The 14,387-nt window shown below is 75.0% G+C and carries 16 protein-coding genes and 1 pseudogene; 9 read left to right on the top strand and 8 right to left on the bottom strand.

Translation table 11 applies throughout. From position 1 onward, the window contains the following. Window positions 1-670, top strand: a pseudogene (locus tag D476_RS32320) (hypothetical protein); the annotation flags it as partial. On the opposite strand, the gene D476_RS0106310 reads toward D476_RS32320, so the two are convergent. The 3 genes from D476_RS0106310 to D476_RS0106300 all read right to left on the bottom strand — a co-directional run bounded on the left by D476_RS0106310 (window position 572) and on the right by D476_RS0106300 (window position 2,310). Beyond that, entirely contained in the window at window positions 572-877 is a 306-nt protein-coding gene (locus tag D476_RS0106310) for a DUF2516 family protein (RefSeq protein ID WP_017623119.1), read from the bottom strand. The pseudogene D476_RS32320 and the gene D476_RS0106310 sit on opposite strands and share 99 nt — an antisense overlap. 127 nt (window positions 878-1,004) lie before the next feature. Continuing rightward, window positions 1,005-1,943, bottom strand: coding sequence for a M56 family metallopeptidase (locus D476_RS0106305; protein WP_017623118.1), 939 nt, complete (start codon window positions 1,941-1,943; stop codon window positions 1,005-1,007). 4 nt (window positions 1,944-1,947) lie between these two features. Further along, window positions 1,948-2,310, bottom strand: a complete 363-nt coding sequence (locus D476_RS0106300; protein WP_083939426.1) for a BlaI/MecI/CopY family transcriptional regulator — start codon at window positions 2,308-2,310, stop codon at window positions 1,948-1,950. Window positions 2,311-2,508: 198 nt separating this feature from the next. Between D476_RS0106300 and D476_RS0106295 the strand changes: the two genes are divergently transcribed. The 4 genes from D476_RS0106295 (at window position 2,509) to D476_RS0106280 (ending at window position 6,360) form a co-directional block, all read left to right on the top strand. Further along, a complete protein-coding gene (locus D476_RS0106295) occupies window positions 2,509-3,498 on the top strand; it encodes an alpha/beta hydrolase (protein ID WP_017623116.1) in 990 nt (329 codons plus the stop codon). 244 nt (window positions 3,499-3,742) lie between these two features. After that, entirely contained in the window at window positions 3,743-5,014 is a 1,272-nt protein-coding gene (gene mshA, locus D476_RS0106290) for a D-inositol-3-phosphate glycosyltransferase (RefSeq protein ID WP_192826358.1), read from the top strand. Continuing rightward, entirely contained in the window at window positions 5,011-5,607 is a 597-nt protein-coding gene (locus tag D476_RS0106285) for a YbjN domain-containing protein (RefSeq protein ID WP_017623114.1), read from the top strand. Before mshA ends, D476_RS0106285 begins: the two co-directional genes overlap by 4 nt. A gap of 9 nt (window positions 5,608-5,616) precedes the next feature. After that, window positions 5,617-6,360 (top strand): phosphoglyceromutase, encoded by a 744-nt coding sequence (locus tag D476_RS0106280; RefSeq protein WP_017623113.1) that lies wholly within the window; start codon window positions 5,617-5,619, stop codon window positions 6,358-6,360. An 88-nt stretch (window positions 6,361-6,448) separates the two neighbouring features. On the opposite strand, the gene D476_RS0106275 is transcribed toward D476_RS0106280, so the two are convergent. Next, entirely contained in the window at window positions 6,449-6,811 is a 363-nt protein-coding gene (locus D476_RS0106275) for a DsrE family protein (RefSeq protein WP_017623112.1), read from the bottom strand. A 26-nt stretch (window positions 6,812-6,837) separates the two neighbouring features. After that, window positions 6,838-7,608, bottom strand: a complete 771-nt coding sequence (locus D476_RS0106270; protein ID WP_017623111.1) for a GIDE domain-containing protein — start codon at window positions 7,606-7,608, stop codon at window positions 6,838-6,840. 186 nt (window positions 7,609-7,794) lie between these two features. Between D476_RS0106270 and D476_RS0106265 the strand changes: the two genes are divergently transcribed. The 4 genes from D476_RS0106265 to D476_RS0106250 all read left to right on the top strand — a co-directional run bounded on the left by D476_RS0106265 (window position 7,795) and on the right by D476_RS0106250 (window position 11,122). Further along, window positions 7,795-8,343: a nitrobindin family protein gene (locus tag D476_RS0106265; protein ID WP_017623110.1), complete on the top strand. Its 549-nt coding sequence runs from the start codon at window positions 7,795-7,797 to the stop codon at window positions 8,341-8,343. 353 nt (window positions 8,344-8,696) lie between these two features. Continuing rightward, complete coding sequence (locus D476_RS0106260) at window positions 8,697-9,164, top strand: Fur family transcriptional regulator (protein ID WP_017623109.1); 468 nt, start codon at window positions 8,697-8,699, stop codon at window positions 9,162-9,164. Window positions 9,165-9,174: 10 nt separating this feature from the next. Further along, the gene (gene ygfZ, locus D476_RS0106255; RefSeq protein ID WP_017623108.1) at window positions 9,175-10,203 is read left to right on the top strand and encodes a CAF17-like 4Fe-4S cluster assembly/insertion protein YgfZ; all 1,029 of its coding nucleotides are present in this window, start codon (window positions 9,175-9,177) and stop codon (window positions 10,201-10,203) included. A 148-nt stretch (window positions 10,204-10,351) separates the two neighbouring features. After that, entirely contained in the window at window positions 10,352-11,122 is a 771-nt protein-coding gene (locus D476_RS0106250; protein ID WP_017623107.1) for a GIDE domain-containing protein, read from the top strand. A 688-nt stretch (window positions 11,123-11,810) separates the two neighbouring features. Here D476_RS0106250 and D476_RS0106240 read toward each other — a convergent pair. From D476_RS0106240 to D476_RS39625, 3 genes are all read right to left on the bottom strand, one after another. After that, entirely contained in the window at window positions 11,811-12,524 is a 714-nt protein-coding gene (locus tag D476_RS0106240; RefSeq protein ID WP_017623105.1) for a type 1 glutamine amidotransferase, read from the bottom strand. An 18-nt stretch (window positions 12,525-12,542) separates the two neighbouring features. After that, window positions 12,543-13,799, bottom strand: a complete 1,257-nt coding sequence (locus D476_RS0106235; protein WP_026123289.1) for a MurT ligase domain-containing protein — start codon at window positions 13,797-13,799, stop codon at window positions 12,543-12,545. Between the two features lie 170 nt (window positions 13,800-13,969). Beyond that, window positions 13,970-14,215, bottom strand: a complete 246-nt coding sequence (locus D476_RS39625; RefSeq protein ID WP_083939425.1) for a leucine zipper domain-containing protein — start codon at window positions 14,213-14,215, stop codon at window positions 13,970-13,972. Window positions 14,216-14,387 lie beyond the last annotated feature (172 nt).

Here is a 14,387-nt window from a genome sequence, read left to right as displayed (position 1 = left end):
CGGCCCCTACCGGCGGCGCCCCGCCCGCCAGGCGGTCGGCGTGCTGTGGGATATCGGCACGTTCTGGCCCCGCGTGGCGCACCCGCTGGCGCCGCCCTCCTACGCCGAGCGGACGGTGCCCCAACTGGTGGCTCGGGTGACCGCCGCGGCCGAGGGCGGGCAGGGGGTCGTGCTCTCCGGGCACTCCCAGGGGTCGGTGCTGGCGGCGGCCACGGTGTGGCAGCTCCCGCCGCACGTGCGCACCGCGGTGGCCGTGGTGACGCACGGGTCCCCGCTGTACCGCCTGTACACCCGCTACTTCCCCGCCTACTTCGGCCCGGCGGCGCTGGCCGACGCCGCGGCGCGGGTGGCCCGGTGGCGCAACCTGTGGCGGACCACCGACCCGATCGGCGGGCCGGTGCACACCGCCCCGGCGGGCGGGCGCACCCTGCCCGACGACCGGCCGCTGCCCGATCCGCGCGAGTACGACATCCCGGCCGGTGAGGCGCTGTACCCGCAGATCCTCGGGCACTCGTTCTACGTGCGCGACCCGGCCTACGCCGCGGCCGTGCAGGACGCGGCCGCGCTGCTGCTACCAGGGACCGTAGGGCCCGTTCCCGCCGCCGCGCCCGACGCCGCGCACGGCGGGGCGGACGTCGAGGATGAAGATCAGGGCGGCGACCAGGGATAGGAAGGTCAAGAATCCGCCGGTGCCCAGCGCCGCCAGCAGCGACAGCCCGGTGCCCACGCCCAGGATCGCCACCCAGATGGTCTTGGTCTGCTTGTCCATGGCCGTGTAGGCCTCCGCGGGCGTGCGCAGGGCCTCGATCAGGGCGTACAGCGTCGTCACGAAGATGGCGATGTAGATGACCTGGTACAGGTAGCCCATCAGCACCATTGGTGTCCCCGCCCGTCTTGGTCGCGTCCTGCTCGTCTCAGGGTAAACGGCGGGGCCGCCGCGATCGTGCCCGGCGCGGCCGCGGCACACGTCACACGGCGGGGCGCCCCGCACGGGGCGGGACGGCTCACATGGGCAGGTGCCACAGGGACAGCGTGGTGGCCATCAGCAGCGCGGCCGAGCCGAGCACGGCGGCGCTCTGCACGCGGGTCAGCCCCCGGCCCGGCTGGAGCAGGCGGCGCACCCGGGCGAGCACGTCGGTGTGGTCGGCGGTGGCGGCCAGCGCCCCGGCGGGGGCGGTGGCGCCGCGCTCGCCGAACCGCATCAGCGCGGTGGCCAGCTCCCGGGCGGAGCGCTCGCGGCGGGCCTGGTCGTCGGCGCACATCTCGATCAGCAGCGAGACGGTGCGGTAGTACTCGCGCATCGTCCCCAGCCGGGGGAAGGCGCGTTTGAGCGAGGAGAAGGGCAGCAGCACCAGGTCGTGGCGCTGGCGCAGGTGGGCGTGCTCGTGCGCGATGACCGCGGCCAGCTCCTCGGAGTCCAGCACCTCCAGGGCCCCGGCGCTGATCACCACCTCCGAGCGCAGAACGCCGGGCAGGCAGTAGGCGGCGGCCGCGGGGTGGTCCAGGATGCGCGCGCCGGGCAGGGCCGGGTCGTCCCGGCCCACCAGGTGCAGCAGCGCCCGGTGGCGGCGGCGGGTCCGCACGACCTGCACGAAGGAGGCCACCAGGCAGCAGAAGAGCAGCAGGGTCAGCCCGAAGGCCAGCAGGACCGCCGCGACCTGGGCCGGACCGAACGGGCTGGCGGCGGTGGCCGTGAGGGACAGCCCGTGCGCGGCGGCGTCGGCGGCCAGGGCCGCGAGCCCGCCGGTGACGCCCCGCCCGTAGGGGGCCAGGCCGAACGCGAGCAGCGCGCCGATGGTGGACACGCCCCAGGCCAGGCCGAGCGCCTGCCAGGCGATGACCGCGACGTAGGGGCCGCGGAAGGGCCACTGGGACCGCCGGAGTCGTGCCGCGGCTGCCAGGCAGCCGACCGCGATCGCGGAGAGGAGTGCGGCACTGACCATCGGGCTACGTCCTCTGCTCGTCGTTTCCCTCGAGTGCGCGGCGCAGGGCCTCGGCCTCCTTGTCGCTCATCGAGCGCACGAAGGCGGCGAGCGCCGCGTCGCGGTCCCCGGTCTGGCCGAGCGCGTCGAACATCAGTTCCGAGACGTAGTCCTCCCGGCTGGCGGCCGGGCGGTAGCGCCACGCGCGGCCCTCCCGGGCGCGGTCCACGACCCCCTTCTTCGCCAGGCGGTCCAGGACCGTCATGACGGTCGTGTGGGCCAGGTCCCGCTCAGCCAGAGCGCGCCCCACCTCGCGTACCGTCATGGCTTCGCTCCGCTGCCACAGTACCTCCATAACCGCGCGTTCAAGGTCGCCGAGCCGATTCATACCGTTGAGTCTACGGCGGGTAGTACTACCCTGCGTGGCACCCCCCGGTAAGGCACGCCTCACCGTTCGTCCCAGGGGATCGCGGACCCCGGCGGCGCGTCGGCCACCGGAGCCCCGGTCGTCACATGTACCGACATTTCGCACGCGGCTTGCCGCGCCCTGCCCGCACTTCGCCGTGTGGGCCCTAGGATCGCGGTTGTGTTCAGCTCGCTGTCCCGCAGAGCGACCGCGCTCGCGGCCTCTTCCCTCGTGGTGGCGACCGCCGCCATGCTCGCCGCCGTTCAGGGCGGGCAGGGCCCGGTCCCCGCGCAGGACGCCCGGACGGCGGCCGGGGCCGCCGCACCCGCCCCCGCGCCGGACGGCGCCGCCGTCCACCCGCGCCCCGGGTCGGTGGCGGTCTGCGACGAGCCCGGCACCGACGAGATCGTCCGGGTGCCCGACCCCGCCGCCCCCGAGGAGGGCCGCCCCATCTGGGTGCGCCGCCCGCCCGGCCCGGACAGCGCCGACCTGCCGGTGCTGTACCTGCTGCACGGCTCCACCGGCACCCACACCGACCTCAAGGACGCCGGCATCGGCCCCGCGATGGACGAGCAGATGTGCCGCGCCGGGATCGAGTTCGTCATCGCCGCGCCCTTCGGGCAGGAGGCCGGGGGCGCCGACACCGAGTGGGGCGACGCGGTCGACGACGACTACCGGATCGAGACGTTCGTGACCCGCAAGGCGGTCGAGGCCGTCGAGGGCGACCTGCGCCGCCCGCGCGAGCTGCGCGCCATCGGCGGGTTCTCCATGGGCGGCTACGGGGCAGCCGCGCTCCCGCTGCGCCACCCGGACCTGTACTCCCAGGCCGTGAGCTGGGCCGGGTACTTCAAGGTCGACGACCCCAGCGGCACCTTCGGCGACCGGGCCGAGGAGCACGCGCCGGACCGGCTGCTGGACGACCCCGAGGTGCAGGACATCCGCTTCATGCTGGTCGAGGGCGAGCAGGACCGCACCCCGCTCCAGGAGGGCAGTATCCACGGCGAGGCCGAGCGCTTCTCCGGCCTCCTCGAAGAGCGCGGCATGGCGGTGGAGACGCTCTTCCCCGAGGGCGGCCACACCTACGACGCCTGGCTGCCCACCTTCCCGCAGGCCGTGGACTTCCTCACAGAGGGCTGGGCGGGCCGGGCCGCCCCCGCTCCCGGGGACTGAGGGCTCCGGCGCCCCGCGCCCGCCTCCCGCCCCGGGCCCCGCACCGCCCGTCCCCCGACCCCGCGTGCCCGTCCGCACCCGCTCCCTGTCCATCATGGGAACACCGCACCGGCCCGCCCTGTTGTGCGGAAGGGCCCGCACCGGCGGGGCGCGGCACCGCCGGTGCCGCATGGAGAAGGGGGACGACAGGACAGTGGAGCCGGACAGACCGGGCGCCCCGGCCCGCGCCGACACCGGCGGCCGCATGCGCGTGGCCATGCTGAGCATGCACACCTCACCTCTCGACCAGCCCGGCACCGGCGATGCCGGGGGCATGAACGTCTACATCGTCGAGGTCGCCAAGCGGCTGGCCGAGCGCGGCGTCCAGGTGGACGTGTTCACCCGCGCCACCCGGCCCGGCCTGCCTCCCGTGGCGCACCTGGCGCCGGGCGCGTCCGTGCGGCACGTGGCCGCCGGGCCCTTCGGCCCGCTCGACAAGCTCGACCTGGCCCGGCACCTGTGCCCGTTCACCTTCGGGGTGCTGCGGGCCGAGGCCGGGCAGGGCATGGGCCACTACGACGCGGTGCACGGCCACTACTGGCTCTCCGGCCGCGCCGGGCTGGCCGTCGCCCACCGGTGGGGGGTTCCGCTGGTGCAGTCCATGCACACCCTGGCCCGGGTCAAGAACCTGTCGCTGGCCGACGGCGACGCCCCCGAGCCGGAGCTGCGGGTACGCGGCGAGGACCAGCTCGCCCGCCACGCGGACCTGCTCGTGGCCAACACCGGGGACGAGGCCGGGCAGCTCACCGAGCACTACGGCGCCGACCCGGGCCGGGTGGCGGTCGTTCCGCCCGGTGTGGACCTGGACGTGTTCACCCCGGGGGACCGCGCCGCCGCCCTGCGCCGCCTGGGCCTGCCCGCCGACGCCGTGCTGCTGCTGTTCGTCGGCCGGGTGCAGCGGCTCAAGGCCCCCGACGTGCTGCTGCGCGCCGCCGCCCGGCTGCTGGAGCGCGACCCCTCGCTGCGCCGCCGCCTGGTGGTGGCGGTGGTCGGCGGCCTGTCCGGCAGCGGCACCGCCGAGCCGCGCCGCCTGGCCGACCTGGCCCGCTCGCTGGGCATCGCCGACGCGGTCCGGCTGGAGCCGCCGCGCGGCCGCCCCGAGCTGGCCGAGTTCTACCGGGCGGCCACGGCCACCGTGGTCCCCTCCTACTCGGAGTCCTTCGGGCTGGTCGCGGTGGAGTCGCAGGCCTGCGGCACCCCGGTGGTGGCGGCCCGGGTGGGCGGACTGCCCACCGCGGTGGCCGACGGCGCCTCCGGGGTGCTCATCGACGGGCACGACCCCGAGGACTACGCGCGGGCGCTGCAGGCGCTGGCCGACCGCCCGGGGCTGCGCGCGGCGATGGGCGAGGCCGGGGTGGCGCACGCCGCCGGGCTGAGCTGGTCGGCCACGGCCGACGGCCTGCTNCGGGCGGCTGCCGCCGCGGCGGCAGCGGGCCCGGCCGGGGCGGGCGCCGCGGCCGAGGCGAGGGCCGGATGACCGGGGCGCACGCGGGGGCGGGCACCATGGAGGGCATGGACACCCCGAGCAGAACCCGGGCGGCGGCCGCCGAGGCCGTCGACGCCGCGGTGCGCGAGGCCGAGCTGGAGTGCGAGCGGCCGCGGCCGGGCGCCTTCCTGGTCACGCTGCCCGGCAGGCGCAAGCTCAAGACGCTGGTCTGGCTGGACGTGGGCGCGCACAGCCTGCTGGTCAAGTCGTTCTTCTGCCGCCGCCCCGACGAGAACGCCGACGGCTTCTACCGGTGGCTGCTGCAGCGCAACGAGGACACCTACGGGATGGCGTTCTCGGCCGACGAGGCCGGGGACGTCTACATCACCGGGCGCCTGCCGCTGTCGGCGATCACCCCCGACGAGGTGGACCGGCTGCTGGGGTGCGTGCTCACCTACTCCGACGAGAACTTCAACACGGCGCTGGAGCTGGGCTTCGCCACGTCCATCCGCAAGGAGTGGGCCTGGCGCGTCAAGGGTGGGCACAGCCTGAAGAACCTGGAGGCCTTCCGGCACCTGGTCTCCGGGGAGGGGGCGGGGGCCTCCGTGAACGGCGACGGGCCGACCGGCCCGGCGACTCGCTAGGCTGGCGGCATGGGCAAGCTGGTTCTGCTGCGACACGGCGAGAGTGTCTGGAATGCCGAAGGACTGTTCACCGGCTGGGTGGACGTCGACCTTTCCCCGACCGGTGAGGCCGAGGCCCGCAAGGGCGGCGAGCTCCTCGCCGAGGCGGGCATCCGTCCGAAGGTGGTGCACACCTCGGTCCTCAAGCGGGCGATCCGCACCGCGAACATCGCGCTCGACGCCGCGGACCTGCACTGGCTCCCCGTGGAGCGGAGCTGGCGGCTGAACGAGCGCCACTACGGGGCCCTCCAGGGCAAGAACAAGGCGCAGACGCGCGAGGAGTACGGCGAAGAGCAGTTCATGGTCTGGCGCCGCTCCTACGACACGCCCCCGCCGCCGATCGACGACGGCGACCCCTACTCCCAGCACGGCGACCCCCGCTACGCCGACCTGCCGCCGGAGCTGATGCCGCGCACCGAGTGCCTGGCCGACGTGGTGGACCGGATGCTGCCGTACTGGTACGACGCGATCGTGCCGGAGCTGGCCGCCGGGGGCACGGTGCTGGTGGCGGCGCACGGCAACTCGCTGCGGGCGCTGGTCAAGCACCTGGACGGGGTCTCCGATGAGGCCATCGCCGGGCTGAACATCCCCACCGGCATTCCGCTGGTGTACGAGCTGAACGACGACTTCACCCCGCGCAAGGCCGGCGGCGAGTACCTCGACCCCGAGGCCGCCAAGGATGCCATCGAGGCCGTGAAGAACCAGGGGAAGTAGGAGCGCCCGCCTGAGGACCGCCCGGCCCGCCGTGCCCCGCACGGCGGGCCCCGTCGTTCCACGGGCGGTTCAGTGCCTCGCGGGCGGCTCAGTACACGAGCGCCTGGGCGCCCTCGGCGACGGCCTCCTCGACGAAGGTGGGGGCCCCCGCGATGCGCACCCCCGGGCGCAGGTCGTCCTCGGTCAGGTCCCGCCGGGCCGCGCACTGGGTGCACACGGTCACCGTCCCGGCCGCCAGCACGCCCTCCAGCAGGTCGGCCAGCGGGGCGGCGTGCGGCAGGTCGAACGCCTCCGCACGGCCCGGGACCGCGAGCCATGCGGCCTCCCCGGTCAGCCAGAGCGAGACCCGCACCCCCGCCGCGGCCGCCGCCGCGGCCACCGTGAACCCCTGGTTGCACCGTTCGGCGGCCTCTTCGCCCGCCGTGACCTTGATCACCATCGTCCGCGTCATGGGGGCCACCCTAGCGGCGGGGGCCGTCAGACCGCGCCGAGGACCATCAGCAGCCCGGCGAAGCCCGAGGCCAGTGTGCCGCCGCCGAGCAGCAGCGCCTGGCGGCGGCACCGTGCGGCCCGCGGACCGCCGGACGCCGCGCCCAGCCGCTCGATGCGCACCCGCCCGTCCGGCGGGGCGGCGACCACGGGGCGGCCGCCGCGCAGCTCCACCCGCCCGGACACCGCCACCGCGTCCCCGGGCCGCAGCACCCACTCGCGGTACTCGAACTCGATGGTCTCGCCGCGGAACAGCCCCCAGATGCGCCCCTTGACCCGGGGCAGCAGGTCGTCCGCGGGCGCCTTCACGCCCTTCTCCGGGCGGCCGACGACCCGCTGCAGCGCCAGGTCCGCACCGACGACCTCGGCCCCGGCGGTGTCCACCAGCACCGGCGCGCCCGCGCCCTCCTCACCCGGGGCGACCAGGGCGAACGGCTCCTCGCAGGCGTACTCGGCGATGGAGTCGGCACGCCGGTCGCCGTCCCCGGCCCCCGGGTCGGACTCCACCGGCCAGTAGTGCCGCAGCACCTCGTGCCCGTGCCAGACGCAGGGCAGCCGGGCCAGGCGCGATTCGGCCGCGCCGTCGGGACCGGCCACCGCCTCCCCGGTGAGGGACACGGTCCGGCCCTGCATCGCCGCCAACGCGCGCGGGCGGACCCGCTCGATCCCCCGCTGGTCCGCGTACCGGCGCACGGCCCGCACCGCCAGGACGGCCAGAACCGCCGCGGCGGCGATGAGGACCGCCCCGATCACCACCATCGTCAGGTCCCCGTCCTCCGCTCGTCGTCCCGCTGTCGTGCCCCTCTTCTTTACCAGCTCCGGGCGCGGCCGCGCCCCGGGAGCCGCTGTGGGGCGCCCCATAGCCCTCCCCGGCGCCGGGGGAAGGGGCGCGCCCGGGGCCGAGGTGACCGGGGCACCGCTCCGGCGCCGCTACTCTCGGACATTATGCAGCCCGATCTACACCCCGATCTCGAAAAGCTGTCCTTCCTGATCGGCCGCTGGGAGGGCGTGGGCGTCGCAGGCTACGAGGGCACCGAGGAGTTCCAGTTCGGCCAGCGGGTCGAGTTCTCCTACGAGGGCGGCCCGTTCCTGGCCTACAGCGCGCAGGCCTGGCGGATGAACCCGGACGGCACGCTCGGCGAGTACGTCACCTCCGAGAGCGGCTACTGGCGGGCGCGCCCGCCGGGCACCGAGCGCCCCGAGGGCGCGGGCGAGGACGTGCCGCCGGTCCACGTGGAGGCGCTGATCGCGCACCCGGAGGGCTTCAACGAGGTCTACCTGGGCAACGTGTTCGCCAACCGCGTGGAGATGTCCACTGACGCGGTGCTGCGCACCGAGACCGGCCTGGAGGTGACCGCGGGGCACCGCCTCTACGGACTCTTCGGGGACGACCGGGAGATCCTCGGCTACGCGTGGGACATGGCCGCCCAGGGGCACGACCTGCGCTCGTACATGTCCGCCCAGCTCAAGCAGGCGGGCGGCGCGAAGGAATGACCCGCCCGCGCCGGCCGCGGGGGGCGCGGCGCCGTCCCGGCCGGTAGGAGGACGTGAAAAGGCCCCCGGGGTTCCTCCGCCTCGCGGCGGGGCCGGCTGGACAATGTCCGGCCTCCCAGGGGCCTCGGTGGTCCGCTTTGGATTCGCCAGTGGCGATCCGAGCCAACGGACGCCCTAGCGGGCGGCCACCTCGCAAGTCCTAAGAGAAACCATCTTCAGGACCACCTCCTTTCTCGCGTGGGACCGACACTACGTCCGGGGTTCACGGAGGGGCAAAGGGTTTTTTCAGCGGCCCGTCCCGCCCCTCCCGCCTCTACGTCCCCGCGCCCCCGCGGAGCCGTAGACTCGGTGACATGTCCCACCGCACCTGGCGGGAAGAGCTCCGCTCCCGCGGCTACCGCGTCACGCCCCAGCGGCAGCTGGTGCTGGAGGCGGTGCGCGAGCTGGAGCACGCCACCCCCGAGGCCATCGGCAACCGCGTGCGCGAGACCGCCGAAGGGCTGAACACCTCGACCGTCTACCGCACCCTGGACCTGCTGGAGCGGGTCGGCCTGGTCACCCACACCCACCTGGGGCACGGCGCGCCCTCCTACCACCTCACCGAGGACGCCGACCACCTGCACGTGGTGTGCCGGGGCTGCGGCACCGCCTCCGACGCCCCGCTGGAGCTCGCCGACGGCCTGGTGCGCGGCCTGGCCGCCGCGTCCGGCTTCCGGGCCGACGCGCGCCACCTGACCGTCTACGGGCTGTGCCGGGACTGCGCGGCGGAGGAGCCGGACGCGGCCGGAGCCGGAACGGCCGGATCGGGCGCGAGCGCATAGGCTCAGGGGTATGAGCTCTCCGCTGCTGGCCCGCCCCGGGGCGGTCCCCGCCGAAGCCCCCGACGCCGACGTCGCCGCGCACTACGGCGAACCCGTCCAGGAGGGCCGCGCCATGGAGCGCGCCTGCGCCTGGACCGACCGCTCCGACCGCGCGGTCGTGCGCGTGTCGGGCCCGGACCGGCTGACCCTGCTGCACAGCCTCACCAGCCAGGCGATGGAGGGCATGGCCCCGGGGACGGCCTCCGAGGCCCTGCTGATGGACGCCAACGGCCGCATCCGGCACCACATGGCGGTGCTGGAGGACGGCGCGGCGGTGTGGCTGCACACCGAGCCCGGCCAGGGCGCGGACCTGGCCGGCTTCCTGCACCGGATGCGCTTCATGATGCGCGTCGAGGTGGAGGACGTGACCGAGGGGCGGGCCGTGCTCACCCTCACCGGCCCCGGCCGGGACGCCGCCCTCGAGGCCGCGGGCGGCGCGCTCGGGGACGCCCCGGTGCGCCGCGCCGACGACGAGACCGACGTGCTGGTGGAGCGGGAGGCGCTGTCGGCGGCGGCCGCCGCCCTGACGGACGCCGGGGCCCGCCCGGCCGGGCTGTGGGCCTACGAGGCCGCCCGCATCGCCGCCCACCGCCCGCGCCAGGGCCTGGACACCGACGAGCGGACCATCCCGCACGAGGCGGGCTGGGTCGGCGGCGCGGTCCACCTGGACAAGGGGTGCTACCCCGGCCAGGAGACGGTGGCCCGCGTGCACAACCTGGGGCGCCCTCCGCGCCGCCTGGTCATGCTCCACTTGGACGGCACCGCAGAGCGGCTGCCCGCGCGCGGCGCCGCCGTGGAGCTGGACGGCCGATCGGTGGGGTTCGTCGGCACCTCGGCCCGCCACCACGAGCTCGGGCCGGTCGCGCTGGGCATGGTGAAGCGGAACGTGCCGGTGGACGCCGAGTTCACCGTGGACGGGGTCGCCGCCGCCCAGGAGGTGGTGGTCCCGCCGGACACCGGGGCGAACGCGAACATCGGCCTGCGCCGCTCACCGCGATAGGAAAGGGCGCCTCCCTACCCTTCCGCCGTCTTAGCGAAACCTGTACACCGACGGTCATTGCCTCTTCACGCGCCGCGGGTATACGCATGGGTGTGGGCCCGCCATCGCCGACGGGCCGTGCGACCTGGACCTGCCCACGGAGGCGACGGTGGACTCAATCGCGGCGACCCTGCACCTGATCGCTCTGGCCCTGATCGGGCTCGGCGCCTATCTGCTGCTGCGGGCGCTCAAGGCCCGACGGCACCGCATCAGACTGCAGAACACCCCGCTGCTGACCACCGAGGAGCTGCGGAACCTGACGGACCCGCCCCCGGCGGTGGAGGTGACCGCCACCGCCGAGCCGGGGCCGGACGGGCCGCTGACGGCGCCCTACTCCGGGACGCCGTGCGTGTGGTACCGGATCGAGGCGGTGCACCACCACTACCGCACGACGGCCGGGGACCGGCTGCAGCCCGACCGGCTGCTGCTGGAGCAGTCGGAGGCCGGGTTCGGGCTCCGCGACGGCCGCGGCTCCCTGCACTGCGTGCCCTCCGGGGCCGACGTGGAGGACGCCGAGCCGCACTACGACCGGTTCGTGCCGTCGGCGGCCGCGCACGGGTGCGAGGACGTGCCCACACGGCCGCCGTCGGCGACGGCGACGCTGGACGCCGCCGCCCCCAGCGGGCTCACCCCCGGGGTGACCTACCGGGAGTGGGCGGTGCTGCCCGGCCAGACCCTGTTCGTGCGCGGGGCCCCGGTGCGCGGGCAGGACGGCGAGGTGCACCTGGCGTCGTCGCCGCAGACCCCGCTCACCCTGTCCACCCGCACCCACCGGGAGCTGGTGCGCGCCGACCGCAACCGCGAGGCGCTGGGGTACACGGTCCTCCCGGCGGCGGTGGCCCTGCTGGCGGGGCTGTTGCTGCTGCTCGAACTGGACTGACCCCGGCGCGCATGACAAGGGCGGGGCCGGTCGGCCCCGCCCTTGTCGTGTACGCGGTGCTTGCGCGTCCTAGTAGGTGTGCCTGCGAGAAGTGAGAGCGCGTGTCCGCCCGTCCCCGCTTCGCCGCGGGCGCTCCGCCTCGACCCGCGGCTTCGCAGACGGCGATGGGAGCGACTGCCGGGGAAGGGCTAGGTGCGCCCCGTCGCACGCGGCGCTGTCAGGACTCATCGACACGACCCTGCGANCCCCGCTCCCCCTGTCCACCCGCACCCACCGGGAGCTGGTGCGCGCCGACCGCAACCGCGAGGCGCTGGGGTACACGGTCCTCCCGGCGGCGGTGGCCCTGCTGGCGGGGCTGTTGCTGCTGCTCGAACTGGACTGACCCCGGCGCGCATGACAAGGGCGGGGCCGGTCGGCCCCGCCCTTGTCGTGTACGCGGTGCTTGCGCGTCCTAGTAGGTGTGCCTGCGAGAAGTGAGAGCGCGTGTCCGCCCGTCCCCGCTTCGCCGCGGGCGCTCCGCCTCGACCCGCGGCTTCGCAGACGGCGATGGGAGCGACTGCCGGGGAAGGGCTAGGTGCGCCCCGTCGCACGCGGCGCTGTCAGGACTCATCGACACGACCCTGCGACGAACGGAGGCGCTGTCGAATCCCATCGACGAACGCTGTCCACACTCACGAACAGAACCCCCCTACTGCAGCGCGGCCGCCAAGCGCTCCTCGTGCAGGCGCTCGCCCCAGGCCGGGGGCAGCGGGGCCAGCTCGCCCACCCGCCAGCTCAGCAGCATGTCGGCCAGGGCGGGGTTGCGCGGCAGGGCCGGGCCGTGCAGGTAGGTGCCGACCACCTGCCCCTGGACGGCGCCCTCGGTGCCGCTGCCGTTGCCGATGCCCGCCACCGTGGTCGACAGCGGCCGCGCCGACGCGCCCACCGCCGTGCGGCCCTGGTGGTTCTCGAAGCCGGTGATCCGTCCGGCCCCCAGCGCCGGGTCCACGTCGGCGACGATCTCGCCGACCGCGCGGGTCTCCCCCCGGCCGCTGCGCACGTCGAGGATGCCCACCCCCGGCAGCGGGTTGTCGTCGTCGTCGCCGAAGCTCTCGCCGACGATCTGGTACCCGGCGCACACCGCGAGCACCGCGGCGCCCGCCTCGGCGGCGCGCTTCAGCCCGCCGTCGGAGCGCAGCCGCTGGGCGGCCAGGATCTGCGGGCGGTCCTCGCCGCCGCCGAGCAGGTACACGTCGCCCTGCTCGGGCACCGGGTCGCTGGAGAGCACCCGCACCGTCTCGGTGGGGATGCCCCGCAGCTCGGCGCGGCGCTTGAGGACCAGCACGTTGCCCTGGTCGCCGTAGGTGCTGAGCAGGTCCGGGTAGATCCAGACGATGCGCAGGGCGCTGCTCGTGTCGGTCATCTCACCTGTCCTCGTCGCCTACTGGACGCGGCCGTAGGCCGCGCGGATCTGCTGGAAGGCCGTGTAGTTGGCGATGACGTCGACCTTGGGCAGGTCGGGGCGCTCGGCCTTGAGCCGCGCGACCACGTCGTCCACCCGGTCGGCGACCTCGAAGGGCACCCCGTCGGTCTCCAGCCGCAGCGCCAGGTCGGTGCGGCGCTCGCCGAGGACGAACACCCTCCGGTCGGCCAGCACGGTGTAGTCCACGTCCCACAGCCAGGAGGTGTCCTTGCCGTCGGGGACCTGGGCGTTGACCGACAGCAGCACCGGGACGTCGGGCGGGCCGAGCACCGCGAACGACTCCAGCCACCCGGCCGGGTTCTTGGCCAGAAGCAGCCGCACCTCGGTGCCGTGGGTGACGACCGAGGTGTACCGCCCGGCCACCGAGTGGATCTCGCGCAGGCGCGGCAGCGACTGCTTGGGGTGGATGCCGTAGGCGGCGCCGACCGCCATGGCGACGGCCGCGTTGGAGCGGTTGGCGTCGCCCGGCAGGTTCAGCCGCATGCCGAAGCGGACGCCGTTGGGGTCCACGACGACGTCGTCGTCGTTGTCCACCGCCCAGGAGGCGTCGGGGCGGGCGAGCCCGCACTCGGGGCACTCCCAGTGGGGGTCGGGGTCGCGCTTGAGGTGGCCGCCGCACTCGGGGCAGCACCAGGAGTCCTCCTTCCAGCGCTGCCCGGCCGACACCCAGGTGGCGTGCCGCGCGCCCAGGCCCGCCCAGGCGACCAGCGGGTCGTCGGCGTTGGCCACCACGTGGGTCTCGCTGGTGCGCAGCGCGTCCCGCCACTTCTTGGCCAGCAGGTTGATCTCCGAGGCGCGGTCCATCTGGTCCCGGCTGAGGTTCATCAGCACGGTGACCGCCGGGTTGGTCGCCCTGATCACCTGCGGGAGGTACTTCTCGTCGACCTCCAGCACGCCGTTGCGCGCGTCGGGGCTGTTGGCCAGGGCGGTGATGTGCCCGGTGGGCATGTTGGCGCCCTGCTCGTTGGTGGCGATGTCGCCGAGCTCGCGCAGCGCCGCGGCGATCAGCCGCGTCGTGGTGGTCTTGCCGTTGGTGGCGCTGACCAGCGTCAGCCTCCGGCCCCGGGCGAGCTTGCCGAGCAGGTCGGGCTCGACCTTGAGGGCCACGCGCCCGCCGATGACCGAGCCGTCGCCGCGGCCGGTGGCCCGGGACAGCGACGCCGCGCTTTTGCCCAGGACGGACGCGAGCTGGGCACGCAAGGGAAGTTCGCTCATGATCCCCACTAGGTTTCCACTGGGAGCACCGGCCCGGAGCCGCCGGGGGCACCGGCGGCCGCAGGCTTCGGTATCCCAGGGTATTGCCCGCGGCCCGTGGCACGCCCCACGGACACCGGCCCGAGGGGCGGGCGTGGCTCCCGGGGCGGGTCCGGGACGTGCTTCCCGGGTCAGGCCCCAGCGCGTCTCGGGTCGGGTCCGTAGAAGGCGCCGGCGGTGTCATGTCCACCGCAAGGCCGCTGTGATCCCGGAAAGCAGGAGGGGGCGGCCATGCCGGCCTCGCCCCGGCTCCGATAGCGGCGGGCCCGTTTGCAGGCGGTCCTGGGGGCGACGGCGAAGCGTTCGGCGGCCTGGCGGCAGGTCCATCCGTCCCTAACGATGCGGCGGGCGAGCCGCAGGCGCCCGGTCGGGGTCAGGGGGAGCTACGGCGGGGCACGAGGGCCTCCTGGAACTTCGGTGCAGACTTCGCATCCCCACCGGAACCAGAAGGCACCCTCTTCGTTCAACCGCTGTTGCAGGCGTGTCGGGCGTCGCCGACGTCCCGGAACATCACCACTAGACGAGTGATTCCTTGTACGGCTGTCAGTG

Source organism: Nocardiopsis chromatogenes YIM 90109, assembly GCF_000341185.1.
GTDB lineage: Bacteria > Actinomycetota > Actinomycetes > Streptosporangiales > Streptosporangiaceae > Nocardiopsis_A > Nocardiopsis_A chromatogenes.
This window is presented reverse-complemented; position numbering and strand designations above follow the sequence as displayed.

Excerpts from the sequence above, each read along its gene's own strand:
- D476_RS0106265 (WP_017623110.1), top strand. The coding sequence starts at position 7,795 with ATGCAGCCCGATCTACACCCCGATCTCGAAAAGCTGTCCTTCCTGATC.
- D476_RS0106270 (WP_017623111.1), bottom strand. The coding sequence starts at position 7,608 with ATGGTGGTGATCGGGGCGGTCCTCATCGCCGCCGCGGCGGTTCTGGCC.
- D476_RS0106310 (WP_017623119.1), bottom strand. The coding sequence starts at position 877 with ATGGTGCTGATGGGCTACCTGTACCAGGTCATCTACATCGCCATCTTC.
- D476_RS0106275 (WP_017623112.1), bottom strand. The coding sequence starts at position 6,811 with ATGACGCGGACGATGGTGATCAAGGTCACGGCGGGCGAAGAGGCCGCC.
- D476_RS0106300 (WP_083939426.1), bottom strand. The coding sequence starts at position 2,310 with ATGAATCGGCTCGGCGACCTTGAACGCGCGGTTATGGAGGTACTGTGG.
- D476_RS0106240 (WP_017623105.1), bottom strand. The coding sequence starts at position 12,524 with ATGACCGACACGAGCAGCGCCCTGCGCATCGTCTGGATCTACCCGGAC.
- D476_RS0106285 (WP_017623114.1), top strand. The coding sequence starts at position 5,011 with ATGACCGGGGCGCACGCGGGGGCGGGCACCATGGAGGGCATGGACACC.
- D476_RS0106305 (WP_017623118.1), bottom strand. The coding sequence starts at position 1,943 with ATGGTCAGTGCCGCACTCCTCTCCGCGATCGCGGTCGGCTGCCTGGCA.
- ygfZ (WP_017623108.1), top strand. The coding sequence starts at position 9,175 with ATGAGCTCTCCGCTGCTGGCCCGCCCCGGGGCGGTCCCCGCCGAAGCC.
- D476_RS0106280 (WP_017623113.1), top strand. The coding sequence starts at position 5,617 with ATGGGCAAGCTGGTTCTGCTGCGACACGGCGAGAGTGTCTGGAATGCC.
- D476_RS0106260 (WP_017623109.1), top strand. The coding sequence starts at position 8,697 with ATGTCCCACCGCACCTGGCGGGAAGAGCTCCGCTCCCGCGGCTACCGC.
- D476_RS0106235 (WP_026123289.1), bottom strand. The coding sequence starts at position 13,799 with ATGAGCGAACTTCCCTTGCGTGCCCAGCTCGCGTCCGTCCTGGGCAAA.